Origin of the sequence: Methanobrevibacter sp. (genome assembly GCF_045644645.1) — an archaeon.
GTDB lineage: Archaea > Methanobacteriota > Methanobacteria > Methanobacteriales > Methanobacteriaceae > Methanocatella.
The window spans coordinates 1-13,185 of sequence record NZ_JAZRHE010000143.1 but is presented as its reverse complement, the minus strand read 5'-3'; the positions used below and the strand labels follow the sequence as shown (position 1 = coordinate 13,185).

Genomic DNA, 13,185 nt, shown 5'->3' with positions numbered 1-13,185 from the left:
TGACCTCGGCGGTGAAATCAAGCAGGAAGCACAGGAAGCAAAACCAGTTTTCACTGATATCGTAGAATTCATAGAATATGATTACAATGTCTCTGTTGAAGGAATCGCATTCATAAATGAATTAATGGACTCCGGAATCTTTGATGCAACCACATATGATTTGATGAAGGTATATCTCAAGGATGAAGAGGATGACATGTACTGGAGCGAACAGCAGCTGGATTTATGCAAAATGCTTGGAAAAGAAAACTACTTGACTCAATTATTAATCAACGGTCCAACAGCAGAATAACATTTTTTAGGATGTGACATAATGGAAATTAAACCAGTAAAAACTTTTGAAAATGGATTCATGAAACAAACATTTGCTTTTGGCGGAGAAGATGGAATGGATGCATTTGATGAAGACATCAAATATCGTGCAAGCATTCAAAATTACTTAATCGACACTGGAGATGAAGTGATTCTTGTTGACACAGGTATTCCTGAGGAAATGCCTGAACAGGAATTTGATGAAAGCCTGATGATTTATAATGGTGTAAAAATATCAGATTATTTAACTGCATTTGAAAAATTGGGATATGATGTTGATGATGTAACCAAAATCATTATCACCCATAAGCATCCTGACCATTCAGGTGAAATTGCAAAATTCCCAAATGCAAATGTATACCTTTCAAAAACCGAAGCTGAAGCATTGGAATTGGAAGGGGACAATATTGTTTCTGTTGAATTCAATGATACTTACAAAAACTTCCCAAAAGCTGAAAAAATCGCAGATAACATTTACATAATCGAAGCGATAGGACACACTTCAGGCAACAGTATAGTCATTGTTGAAAATGACGATTTGTATTACATGATTCATGGTGATGTTACATATACTGATGAAGCTCTGTATGCAAATAAGCTATCTGTTGTTTTTGAGGATATCGAAAAGGCAAGAGAAACAATGGACAATATACGTGAATTCATTAAGGATAATCCAACAGTATATCTGTCAACACACACTCCATTAGGTCCTGAAAACCTTGAAAACAAATATGTTACTGATTTGGAAAAACCTCCAAAAAGCATTTTTCCCGAATAAATGCTTTTTATTTTCTTTTTTTTTAAACTAGATGATGACTCATAATTTTTGTGTTTAAAATTTTTTCTTATTTTATTATCCTTTAATTTTTTATATTGGGAAGTATAATCTATTATTAGAGTTAATCAACTTTTTAGTTGTGTTTTTTATAGTTTTGAGAGAGGATAAAATTGGCCAGCAATTATTAATTCCTTTGGACTTGAAAGATTTGATTTCAAAAGATCCTCCTTGTTACTTTTTCCAAAATGTTGTTTATTAAATGGATTTTTCAAAAGTCGATACAAGTTATTGTTACAAAGCAAGTAAGCCTGCTTATTCTTGAGAAATCATCCAATCCGATCTAACTTTTTGTTCGTAAACTATGAAACAAATTTAACTAAAAAGTAGTAGATAATTTAAAGTGTGTTATGCCAACGCCAACATGAAGTTGGTCAAAAAGAACCAAAAGTTGCATAATCCTGATTCGCCATTGCTGATTGGTGAGATTAAAGACGGTGATGTTGTAATGGAAGTAGATGAACCTAGCTATATTGATACTTTAATTGTAAAAATGAATATTTTCAGGTTTTAATTTTTTTTCCAATGATGACTAAAACTCTTAAACACGCACTTGAGACATTATAACTCAGTAAAATCAAGAATATTGGTTGGACCAGTTTTTGCCAACCTAGGAATGCCATAACATGGGGCTGTCAAAAAAGAAGTATAAGAAAACGTTGCCTTTGTCAAATACTAATATTAAAAGGTAGTTGGGGAGTCAGGTTATTTATGTCTGTCTAAAAGTACGAGGGTCATGTCATCAAATTGTTCTTCAGTTCCGGTAAACTTATCAATGTCTCGCAGTAGGTTTGTAATTACTTTATTTTCAAAAGTATGATTATTTAAGAATTTAATGACTCTGTTTTCCCCATAAAATTCATTATTTGAATTTTTCGCATCAGTTATTCCGTCAGTATAAACTATTATCCCTTTGGAAATGTTAATTTTTTCTGTTATGAATTCATAATCATTCATAATTCCTAAAACGATGCCTTTATTAACTTTTAGAGTTCTGAATTGTCCATTTTCCATGACCAGGGGAGAATTATGTCCGGCATTGGAAAAAGTAATGTTTTTTGTTTTATTATTGTAAATTCCTAACCACAAAGTCACGAACATGTATTCAGTGTTGTTTTCACATAATTGGTTGTTAAGCATATATAATACCTTTGAAGGATCAGTTTCACTCCTCAATAATTGCCTAATTATTGTTTGGGTGATTGTTGAAAGCAATGCTGCGGGCACTCCTTTTCCAGATGCATCTCCAATTATGATGGCAACATTGTCCTCATCTATAGGATAATGATCATAAAAATCACCACCCACCTCTTTTGCAGGTTTTGAAAATCCATAAACTGTATAATCTTCATTTTCAATGCTATGGTTTGGCAAGTTTGATCTTTGAATTTTTTCTGCAATGTCGAGTTCTGCTTTTATTCTTTCTTTTTCACTTTCAATTTCATGAATATTTTCTATATATTCATTAGTGTAGTTAATTAAATCAGTATAACTGCGGGCTAACATTCCAATTTCATCTTCTTTATTCAAATAATTGGAGTAAATGTCTATTAATCCTTCGGATTCGATTTTATCTCCTTTTTTGACAAATTTTTCAATTTTTGAAAATGATGTTATCGGATAGATCACTTCGTGTTCCACATATTTCAAAACGGCAATGGACGGGATGAAGAATATTATCAATAAAATATCAATGAATATCATAATTGATAACTTAACTTCATAGAAGTCAATAGGAAGACTTTCATCGACAGCTTTAATAAATATGGGGTCTAATGAAATTATTATTCCAAGAATCACGATAAGAAATGTCGCTAGAAGGAAAATGTTCATTATCTTTTCAGGTATCGAATTGAATGTTATTTCAGATATATTCACTGTTATGGGTTTGGTGATGTATAAAAATATTAAAGATGTGAGTAGTATCGCTTCAATTGTCATAATTGTTTCGCTTATGTCAAAATAGTAATCGGTTATTAATATTGTCAATGTAGAGATTGCTAGAGCAATTCCAATTCCCCAATATAATTTTTTGTTTAATTTTCTTTTAGGCTTTCCAGGAACATGGACAAAGTCAATTCTTTTTGAAATCCATATTCCAATTATTCCAAATATGAATCCTGAATTGAAAATATTAACAAAATATCTGATTCCGATTTGTATGTTGATGGGAATTGTTTCCGGATATGTTAAATAAACTAATTTTTTGTTTATCAGGGCAAATAATAGTGAACAAACTATAACTATTCCAAAAAATAGAAGGATATTGGATGTGTTGTTTAATTGAGGTTTATTGATTAGGGGTCTTGTTTTAATTGGTTCATACCACAATTTATATGCCAAGAGTGAAATTCCTAGGCTGATGATTTCGGATGTTACTGTTATTCCTAAATTATATCCTCTGATTAAGTCACATAATGTGTTTCCTAAAACAGAACCTATAGCGCCGTATGGTCCAAATAACAATCCTGAAATGACATGAATCCCTATATGGGGATAAAATCCTACACCAAAATTTTCACCCATCATAAAATAATATGACCCTAAATTAAAAATTAACATTAATATAAAGGGCACCATTATTTTTTTTATTTTACTATTCATTTTAACACTTATTTCACATTTAATTTGATTCCTGTAATAATTAATATAATTCTCATTGTTATTATATTTTTAAGAGGGGTATGTTGTAAATAATCATTAAAAAATAAGTTGGAGTTATTTTCCATTATTTTTGAACTAGAAAGCAGTGGGATGATTTAGGTGCTTTTTTTGCATTATTTGTTCATGTTATGTCAAAGAAAATCTCATTTTCCAGTAGATAATTTCAATACAATTATACTATTAAGAATCAAATGTGCTCAAAAGAATATGGGCCGCATAATCCATATTAATCCATGTTAATTGGCAAGTTTAATGATTATGATGCTGTAGGAAAGTTATATGGTCAAATTATATCGATTGACAGCAAAAAACTGATTTATCAGCTATTTATTTGAGATTTTTTTGGGTTTTCTTTTATAAATGCTCATCCATGAATGGTATGCCTCATACTAATTGGAAAAACTAATCTGTATGCAGTTCCGTTTTCATGTTCAATCAGCTCTATTTTTCCATCCAGCTGTTTTGTGAGATTTTTGATGATTTCACAGCCTAAATTTTTGGTGACGGCTTCAGGATCTTCAATGCCTGTACCATTATCCTTAAAGATTAATTGGGCAGTATCATCATCGAGTTTAGTTACAGTTTTTGAAATTTTCTTGTTCGGGGCTGTCTTATCTGGAAATGCGTGTTTTATTGAATTCATACTTAATTCATCCATAATTAACAGCAGAGGGGTTATCACTTCAATTGTCAAGTGTAAATCTTCATCGACTTCAGATTCAAATTCAATATTGTCTTTAAGACTTATTAAATTCTGTAGTTGGTTATCCTGGTCTTTGATGAAATCCTTCAGATTGATATTTTTAAAATCCTGAGTGTTATAGGTTTTTTCATGAAGCAGGGCAAGTGATGTCAAGCGAGCCTGCATATGGTCAATGATTACTTCAGGTCTGTTCCTGTAGGCCCGTTTTTCCAGATTTAGAAAGCTGTTAAGAATCTGCAGGTTATTTTTAACTCTATGGTGAACCTCCTTAATCAGGACAGTTTGATGTTCATTGGCTTCGCGCAATTCCATTTGTTTGATTCTTTCTTCAGTGATATCAGCTAAAAATCCGATACTGTGAGTTGAATTGCCGAATTCAAAACGTTCAATATATAACTCACAGATTTTTTGATTATTTTCATCACCGTTAACATTATAAGTGAAGGTTTCATCAATCTTATCCAATTCCCCCTTATCCAATTTGAGGATTCTGTCTTTAGTTTCATTTTCAACTATGTAATGTATAATCTCCAGGGAATGAATATACTCGTGAGGGTCTTTTTCAACCAAATTATAAAAGCCCTCTGAAAATTCAAAATGCTTGCTGTTTAATGGTTCTATCAGCAATGCCAATTTTTCACTGTTTTTAAAACCGTTAAGTAAAAAATCAACAGGCTTTACAGTCGAATCTTCAGGATGTTTTGTAATGTCATTTATCAATCCGTAACGACTGATTAGATTGCCGTCATCATCAAAATTCGAATACAAGTTAATTTCAAGAAATTTCAAGGCACCGTCATTTGTTCTTATTCGAATAATGTCCTCATGATGAGTCGTATCGGTGTCCATAATGTTGAGAATCTCTTCTATAAGCTCCTTGTCCTCATCAATTGCCAAATCAAATACAATGTTGTAGTAATCATCCTGTTCATCTCGGGGACGGTTTATGATATTGTAGATTCCTTGAGTCCAGGTATATTTTCCGCCCACTTTGCGGTAACTTCCGGTCTGTGAAAAATATTCGATCATGTTGACTTTATCTTCCGCATGATTTTCAACATTGAACTCTCCCATAATTCCGTCATTGGAGTTGATGTGGTCTACAATAAGGAATATCCTACCCATTTCGTAGATAACTTCACAAATCGCCATCCGTGATAATTTGTTTTCACCATAATAAAAGATTCTCAGCTCTTTGGATTTGCCGGTCTGATAGACCTCATAAAGGGATTCACTAAATATTTCATAAAACACCGGAGAGATTTTGCTTAACAACCTTCCGCGAACATCATCAAGGCTGAGATTAAACCTTTCCAATAAAAAATCGCCAACTCTTTTGATTAGAAAATCCTTTCTATCAGCATAAGGTATAAAAATATCCACATCCCTGTGGAAATTGCTTATAAGCTGAGGAAATGGAACATCATCAACTGGTAATTCCTGAGGAGTCGGAACATAAATTTTATCGTCATCAATATTATAAACGCTAATTTCTTCAATATTTTCCAGTTTCCTGAATTGTTTAATGATTTTCATAATGACATGCTCTCATTTAGTGAATTTTTATCTTAGGTATGCAATGCCGTGACTTCTTTAAGTTGGGATGGATTGCATTGTTGGATATATTTTTATTTTTTTTTATTTTTTATATTAAATATTTTTTTAATAATTTTTAGTGATAATTGATAAGTATTGTTCATTTTCATTGAAACAAATTTCACTTAAAAGTACAGGATAATTTATGGTATTATGCAAAGTTCTCATCTGAAGGAGTTTCAGGCTTCACAATCCTGATTCTCATCTTTTGCTAATGTTAAGATAATGAAGTTATAAATGAAGTAGAGAACCTGGCCATATTGACCTTCAACGAAAGCTAATTAACATGCACTAATTTTTTAGTACATATTTTATATACTATATTTTAGATACTTAAATTGAGAATAATTTGGAGGATTAATGAATATGAATGAGACTATTGGGGAGCACTCATGGATTCCATTAATACTGGTCGCTTGTGCTTTATTCATCATAGCTTTGGACACCACATTCATGAATGTGAGTATTGCTCAGGTTGGTGCTGATTTGAATACTGATGTGAGCACCATTCAAATGACCATGGCGTTTTATATTCTCATCACTGTCGCATTCATGCTGCTCAGTGCAAAGCTTCAGGATATGGTCGGTAAAAGAAGCTGTTTTTAATCGGTGCCGCACTTTATGGTGTCGGTACATTTACTGCAGCAATAAGTTCGAATGCTTTAATGTTATTTGCCGGATGGGCAGTGGTGGAAGGTATTGCCGGGGCATTGATGCTTCCCGCCATCATTTCTATAATAAGCGGAACATATTCCGGCGAAAGGAGAACATTTGCTTTGGCAATTGAGAGTGTAATGGTTGCTATTGCGGCCGCTATCGGTCCGCTCTTCGGCGGGATCATGACAACCTTTCTCAGTTGGAGATATGGATTTGCATTTGAATTGATAATCGTTGTCCTGATTTTAGTGATGCAAAAGAGAATACCTGATTTCACACCTACAGAATCCAGAAGCGATTTGGATATTGCGGGGTCTATAATTTCAGTTATAGGTCTTTTTTTGTTAGTCCTCGGTATTTTGACATTATCTGAAGATATCACCACCAGCGCGGGTGCAATGATTTTGGGCATAATTGCCTTGGCGGTCTTTGCACTGTTTGAAATCAAAAGAAAAAGGAAAGGCAATGTGCCGTTGCTTGATGTTGGATTATTTAAGGACAGAAATTTACGTGTGGGAACTGCCATCATGTTATTGGCATATCTTGTAATGAATGGGGGATTGTTTGCAGTTTCCCTCTATCTGCAAAGTGTATTGGAGTTATCTTCATTCAATACAGGTTTGACCCTGCTTCCGTTGACTGTAAGTTTGCTTATTTTTTCACTGGCCGCTCCAAGTTTGTCCGGAAAATTGAATCATAAGACACTCATGGCAATGGGAAGCATACTGTCCATCATCGGATGTCTGATGTTAAGCTATCAGTTTAGAATGAATACGACAATGATGGATTTGCTGCCGGGAATGTTTGTATTGGGAGCAGGGCTTGGCTTCATTATGGCTTTAGGTGTGGATATTGCATTGGTCAATATTCCTGAGGAAAGTGAAAACAACGCATCGGGCATTACTTCAACCGGTCAGTCATTAGGTGAATCAATGGGTACCGCAATCATAGGAATAATTCTGATTCTTGGAGTTATAGGAGGCATTAGTAATGCGGTCGATACCTATGCACCTCAACATTCAGGAGACGAGCAGTTCCATCAGGATGTCTATGATTACTTTCAGAAGATAGGTAATATAGATGAGATTGAATCACAGGGCAGTTCTGTTGTGACTATTGCAGATAACATTTTTCAGGACGCAATGGCATTCGTAATGCAGGTCACGGCCATCCTGATGGGAGTTGTTTTCATTCTGACATTGCGGCTGGAGGATAAAAACATTAGAGAATGAGAGTTCCTCTCTCATTTGCCTTTTTTAATGGTTGTAAATTTATTTTTTTTATAATTGCTTCTTAATAGTAATGACTGTATTGTTTAAGCCTAATATTTGAGAATAGTTAATATCATCTGAAATGCTAAGCAACATATCGATATGGTCTGAATTTAAATCAGCATCCTTGTTGGGATTATATCCAATGCCCGAATGCTTTATGGAAATAATTGTAGAATCAGCATTATCTCTAACAATCACATCAATCCAGTCTAATTTATCATTTATATCAAGAATGTAAAATATAAGTTCTTTTATTGCTAAACTAACTGATATAGATGCTTCTTCATCGGATAGGAATTCCTGAACTTGTCTAGATAAATATATTGCATCGTTTTCATGGGCATGAATGGTATACTCCAGCATCTTCTCATTTTTATCATGACGTTTTTTTAGGAAGAATCCTGAGTATTCTCCGTCAGTCTTTTTATTCAGGTATTTGGAGTATATGTAAGTGAAGATTAGTGTTGCTATTTCTGAGGCCAGAAACGCAAACCAAATTCCATTTTCCATCCAAATGATGGAAAATATGAATACGAATGCCACTGGAAATATCAATCCGTTTAATAGTGTGACAATGTTTGATAATTTGATATACTGTATGGACTGAAGATAAAATATATACAGGAAGTTTATTGAATATGCAAGAAGGCATAATGAGAATATTCTGACTGCATTCATTACGGCGGGAATGTCTGACGGATCGCTTACTGAAAATACGCATAATATTGTTTGGGGGAATATGGTGAACAGCAATGTGAAGAATATTCCAAATGCTATTACTATCTTCAATGATTTTCTTGCAACATACTCCACGCCATTGTAATCTTTTTCCTGGAAATAAACGGACACGATAGGTAAAATTGATTGGGCAGTACCGAATATGAATATGCTAACCAGTAATGATGTGTTACAGCACATATTGTATGCAACCAATCCCACATTTGCCATGACTCCAAGGATTATGGAATTAACAATAACTAGTTTTATTGATTGATATAGGGCTATTGAAGATGACGAAAATCCTGTCTTGCATATGTCCGCCAGATATCTCATTGATTTGGCAAATTCAATTTTGATCATCTTCAGTGTACGTTTAGGTTTAAAGAAGTATGTGGATATGTAGGCCGCTGCGATGAGATATCCCAACAACATGCCTAATGCCGCACCTGAAATTCCCATTTTAAAATATTCTATAAATACAACATCCGCTATTACATTCAGTACATTTGCTATAAGAAATCCCCTAAATTGCAATTGAACGAATATCGGTTTTAATAAAGTATGCCAAAACAATAAAATAGCATATGAATGGTATCGCCAGTAGATAAAATTTAAAATACTCAAAAACCAGTGGTTTTAGTTGGTTGGAATTGCATAATATATCAAGGAAACTATCCGGAAACAACAATCCCAATGCCACAATCAATAGGGATAGTATTGTTATGCTGATAATTGAAATGGTGAATATGTAATTGGCATTTTCATCCTTGAAGTTTGCCTTTGCGCTGGTGGAAAGTATGGTGCCCCCAAATCCTATTATCCAATAGATCATATTGACAAATTGGGCTAGGGGTTCTATGCTTTGAATTACTGACAGGTTCATTGGACCCAAAAATGCGCTGATTATTAATGCATCGGCGAGAATTGCAAAATTGCCAGCTATTGCAGCAAGCAATGTTGGAATGAACAGCTCTTTAAACTTCGAATTCAACAGGTTAAATCTTCTTTCATATTGCATTTCACTCACTCGATTTAGGAGGTGTTATATCTTTCCTTCAACTAGTTGCTCCACAGTCAACCGGGTAATCTTGAAGCGATTATCATGTCATGAATGGGATGTGGGGGAAGTTCTATCTTATAGTCTAAAACTTTTATCAATGCTTCAATTCCTTTTCGCCCGCTTGCCATTAATTGATAAGTATTTTTTGGAACAAAAATTAAACCTCCATTTTTAACTTTTAAAAGGGCGTCTAAAATAATCTTTACCTTGTCCGCTTCATTTCTATCAATTAAACTCTTATTTAAATTTACAATGACAAAATCAAAGTTGCCATTCACATCATTGATTTTATCATAGTCAATCTGGAAAATGTCATCAGTGTCTGTAAATTGGTCGGTTAAGAAAAGGCCTGTGCCGTGCTTTTTAATTTTCTCAATCAGAGGCATGATTTCACTTAAATATGCACTGTCCTCTTTTAATTTAGGGTATGCGGCATCATCACTTAGAATTAATGAAAATGTATTTCGTTCAATATCTCTTAAGAAGTTCAAATCATGATCTACATGAGATTTATTTTCATTTACTAAAAAAACATATCCTGCGGCGGTATTCAAATCTTCAGTTTTTTGGACAAACATGTCTGGATAAGTTGCTTTAGTTAAAGAACTGTCATGAAAAGCTTTTAATTTTTTATCAATATTCACTATAGGTGATGAGCGGACGATCATATCTTTTGGAATAATGAAGAATTTTAACGTACCGTGAGCATATAATCTATATCCTTTATTTAATTCATCATAAAAAGAGTTTGGTTTTAAATAGGAATCCAGAATACTGTCTGTTTCATGTTGGCCGGAAATTCTGTCTAAAAATTCTGCAGGCATGCTTCCACCACAGGGACGACAATTAACCTCAATTAAAACGGGGCCTTTTTCATCAATCATATATTCTCCGTGAACTGGTCCGTATTGGATTTCTAATGCATCAGCAACTTTATATGCATATTCCACCATTTCCGCTTCACCAAGACTCAATTCGTTTACGGTTTCGCATGAATCATAGACAATAGCCCCTTCGGATGTTCTAACTTTATTGTATTTCCAGATTAAAGTAACTCGATGAATGCCTTTGTGTGTCACGGTATTGACAATATATTCAATGCCGTTTATGCGTTCCTGAATCAAGAGTTCCTCAATTTCATCGCCATAATAATTAACATTGTCAAATAGCTGATTAATCGAATCAATCATTTCATCCCGATTGAGACAGATGCGCACGCTCGCTGAACCTGCACTGTAAGTGGGCTTTATAACAACCTCCTTTAGGTTTTCACTATCATAAAATTCCAATGCTTCATCTAAACAGTGAACAACTTTTCCTTTTATTGAACGAAGTCCCCTTTGAGCCAATCTATTGTGCATTTCATTTTTTAGAGTCATCGCATCAAGGTTTTCTATTGAATTGCCTAAAAGGCCTAATTCATGAGACAATTTGGTCGCTAAAACAACGCCTCGTTCATTGCCCGGAACAATCAAAAGAGGATTGAACTTTCGCACTTCTTCAACAGTTTCCTCAAAAGTGTCCTTTTCATAAATCATATCAAATTCATAAGGAATCAATTCATATTCTTCGCGAACATGTTCTCCAAACCTTTTTCCATCTTCAGTATCGGAATCTTTCAAATCCAATACAATGGGATTATATCACCTGTTTATTATGTCTCCTATAAAATTTTTCCCGGTTGATATGCACTCAACAACTATTATATTTCTCATGATATCCCCCTTATATTTTGGTTAGACTAATTTTGTATCATTGCTATAGATATTGGGCTTGCATTGTTTTTATCTATGTTGATGTTAGTATATCTATTTTTGTAAGATTATTTGATATGCAATATGTGTTCGTTGGCTATGAAACTGATTTCACTATATTGCGCTAAACAAGGTTAACTTCGATTATTGTTATAGTTCATAATTGGTTATGTTCTATTTGATTTAATTGATTTTTTAATGGATAATGGGATAATTTAATATTGCCTGGAATTTACACTCTTTGAGGCATTATCTCTTTTTTTTAGAGTTTGTCAACTCTGAATTTATATGTAAATGAAGTTAAGGAGCTTATTTAGATGGAAAAGCAAAAGTTGGTCTGATGTTTTATAAAAGTTTCATATCAGGATAATTCAATGATAATCATCCCTTTTAAGATTAAGTTGATTCGGAATTGCTGAATTTTAACCAATCATTGCCAAATCCGAATAACTCTGATTATTAACCTTTTTCAAATAATGAATATGATAAATAATCAAATTGGGATTTTAGATCGTAAATCTCCAGCCATTTTTTCTATTGTGGGTTTCGCACCATTTAAATTAATATTATTTGCATAGCCGTTTGCTTGGGATTGCAGGTCTCCTGCCTTGTCTCCAATTGAGGATTTGACATCATTCAGATTAGTATTATTTGCATAAGAATTTGCCTTGGACTGCAAGTCTCCAGTCACGTTTTTCACTTTGGAAATGGCATTTTCCAAATAGGTATCGTTCGGATAAACATTTTTGTACCTTACTGATTTGGCCATATGCAGTGCAATGTCCCTGTCGTTGCAGCATATTATGATGTTATCATGGGAAGTTTCATTAGCTAATGGGAAGCAATATAATTTGCCTTTATAATTTACTTTAATGATATCAAACAGGTGGATTTCTAATAACTCATCGGCATTTATTATGTAACATGTCAGGCCATCGATGTTTTGCATTTCTCCTTTTTTTATTAATTCATTCAGGGCATTGAAACTTAATCCGGTCAATTGACTAATTCCACTGCCTTCATGAGTATTGTAGGTGACCAATGCGCCACTGTCCCAATTCCAAATTTTAACGCCTTCAATATTGCCCCGAAATTTGGTTTTATTGGCTGGAACATCCATGCTTGTTCCGTTGGGTGTTATTTCAATTCTTTCATAATGCACTGTGGTTAGTATTACTAAAATTGCACATACCACAATAATTAAAACTATTATGCCGATTACAATTATTTTCTTATTGTCCATAGGTTATGCCCTCATTGTTTTAGTGAGTCATGGTTATTTTTGTCCACAACACCCTATCTAATTAATATTATAATTTTTTGAAATACAGATTAAAATAACTATGACTATTAATTTTATAATAAAAGATTGCACTTCATGATTTATATGATTTTGTGAGGGCATTGATAGTGATACTATCATATTCATAAAAGTGGCGGATAATTTCGATACTTTCAGGAATTATTTGTTCTGACATGAAACAGGATTCGTATCTGCACTAGATTATCAATGCAATTTTGATATTTCGGTTGAATGGGATTATTTTTGTGGGCAGTCAAAAGATTGGCAGTTCATTATAATTATCGGAAGCATTTAAATTTAATGGGAA

10 protein-coding genes and 1 pseudogene are annotated in these 13,185 nt (G+C 33.6%); 5 read left to right on the top strand and 6 right to left on the bottom strand.

Features of this window, described 5'->3' with window-relative positions:
• From ACKI4K_RS08640 to ACKI4K_RS08630, 3 genes and pseudogenes are all read left to right on the top strand, one after another.
• Positions 1 to 292: pseudogene (locus ACKI4K_RS08640) on the top strand (hypothetical protein); the annotation flags it as partial.
• 21 nt (positions 293 to 313) lie between these two features.
• Complete coding sequence (locus tag ACKI4K_RS08635) at positions 314 to 1,090, top strand: MBL fold metallo-hydrolase (protein ID WP_407380406.1); 777 nt, start codon at positions 314 to 316, stop codon at positions 1,088 to 1,090.
• A 421-nt stretch (positions 1,091 to 1,511) separates the two neighbouring features.
• The gene (locus tag ACKI4K_RS08630) at positions 1,512 to 1,661 is read left to right on the top strand and encodes a hypothetical protein (protein ID WP_407424221.1); all 150 of its coding nucleotides are present in this window, start codon (positions 1,512 to 1,514) and stop codon (positions 1,659 to 1,661) included.
• A gap of 191 nt (positions 1,662 to 1,852) precedes the next feature.
• Here the strand turns inward: ACKI4K_RS08630 and ACKI4K_RS08625 are convergent, their stop codons facing one another.
• Both ACKI4K_RS08625 and ACKI4K_RS08620 read right to left on the bottom strand, forming a co-directional pair.
• The gene (locus tag ACKI4K_RS08625; protein WP_407424219.1) at positions 1,853 to 3,676 is read right to left on the bottom strand and encodes a PP2C family protein-serine/threonine phosphatase; all 1,824 of its coding nucleotides are present in this window, start codon (positions 3,674 to 3,676) and stop codon (positions 1,853 to 1,855) included.
• 499 nt (positions 3,677 to 4,175) lie between these two features.
• Positions 4,176 to 6,050: a histidine kinase dimerization/phosphoacceptor domain -containing protein gene (locus ACKI4K_RS08620; protein WP_407424217.1), complete on the bottom strand. Its 1,875-nt coding sequence runs from the start codon at positions 6,048 to 6,050 to the stop codon at positions 4,176 to 4,178.
• 426 nt (positions 6,051 to 6,476) lie between these two features.
• Here ACKI4K_RS08620 and ACKI4K_RS08615 point away from each other — a divergent pair, with 426 nt between their 5' ends.
• Both ACKI4K_RS08615 and ACKI4K_RS08610 read left to right on the top strand, forming a co-directional pair.
• Positions 6,477 to 6,716 (top strand): hypothetical protein, encoded by a 240-nt coding sequence (locus tag ACKI4K_RS08615; RefSeq protein WP_407424215.1) that lies wholly within the window; start codon positions 6,477 to 6,479, stop codon positions 6,714 to 6,716.
• Positions 6,707 to 7,999 (top strand): MFS transporter, encoded by a 1,293-nt coding sequence (locus ACKI4K_RS08610; protein ID WP_407424223.1) that lies wholly within the window; start codon positions 6,707 to 6,709, stop codon positions 7,997 to 7,999. Before ACKI4K_RS08615 ends, ACKI4K_RS08610 begins: the two co-directional genes overlap by 10 nt.
• A gap of 48 nt (positions 8,000 to 8,047) precedes the next feature.
• On the opposite strand, the gene ACKI4K_RS08605 is transcribed toward ACKI4K_RS08610, so the two are convergent.
• The 4 genes from ACKI4K_RS08605 to ACKI4K_RS08590 form a co-directional block, all read right to left on the bottom strand.
• Positions 8,048 to 9,220, bottom strand: a complete 1,173-nt coding sequence (locus tag ACKI4K_RS08605) for an MATE family efflux transporter (protein ID WP_407424213.1) — start codon at positions 9,218 to 9,220, stop codon at positions 8,048 to 8,050.
• Between the two features lie 64 nt (positions 9,221 to 9,284).
• The gene (locus ACKI4K_RS08600; RefSeq protein ID WP_407424211.1) at positions 9,285 to 9,779 is read right to left on the bottom strand and encodes an MATE family efflux transporter; all 495 of its coding nucleotides are present in this window, start codon (positions 9,777 to 9,779) and stop codon (positions 9,285 to 9,287) included.
• A 56-nt stretch (positions 9,780 to 9,835) separates the two neighbouring features.
• Entirely contained in the window at positions 9,836 to 11,449 is a 1,614-nt protein-coding gene (locus ACKI4K_RS08595) for an ATP-grasp domain-containing protein (protein ID WP_407424209.1), read from the bottom strand.
• Between the two features lie 619 nt (positions 11,450 to 12,068).
• Positions 12,069 to 12,818, bottom strand: coding sequence for a hypothetical protein (locus ACKI4K_RS08590; RefSeq protein ID WP_407424207.1), 750 nt, complete (start codon positions 12,816 to 12,818; stop codon positions 12,069 to 12,071).
• Between the last annotated feature and the right edge of the window lie 367 nt (positions 12,819 to 13,185).

Coding starts and splice junctions, on each gene's coding strand:
- ACKI4K_RS08635 (WP_407380406.1), top strand. CDS start 314: ATGGAAATTAAACCAGTAAAAACTTTTGAAAATGGATTCATGAAACAA.
- ACKI4K_RS08630 (WP_407424221.1), top strand. CDS start 1,512: ATGAAGTTGGTCAAAAAGAACCAAAAGTTGCATAATCCTGATTCGCCA.
- ACKI4K_RS08625 (WP_407424219.1), bottom strand. CDS start 3,676: ATGATGGGTGAAAATTTTGGTGTAGGATTTTATCCCCATATAGGGATT.
- ACKI4K_RS08620 (WP_407424217.1), bottom strand. CDS start 6,050: ATGAAAATCATTAAACAATTCAGGAAACTGGAAAATATTGAAGAAATT.
- ACKI4K_RS08615 (WP_407424215.1), top strand. CDS start 6,477: ATGAATGAGACTATTGGGGAGCACTCATGGATTCCATTAATACTGGTC.
- ACKI4K_RS08605 (WP_407424213.1), bottom strand. CDS start 9,220: ATGGGAATTTCAGGTGCGGCATTAGGCATGTTGTTGGGATATCTCATC.
- ACKI4K_RS08600 (WP_407424211.1), bottom strand. CDS start 9,779: ATGCAATATGAAAGAAGATTTAACCTGTTGAATTCGAAGTTTAAAGAG.
- ACKI4K_RS08590 (WP_407424207.1), bottom strand. CDS start 12,818: ATGGACAATAAGAAAATAATTGTAATCGGCATAATAGTTTTAATTATT.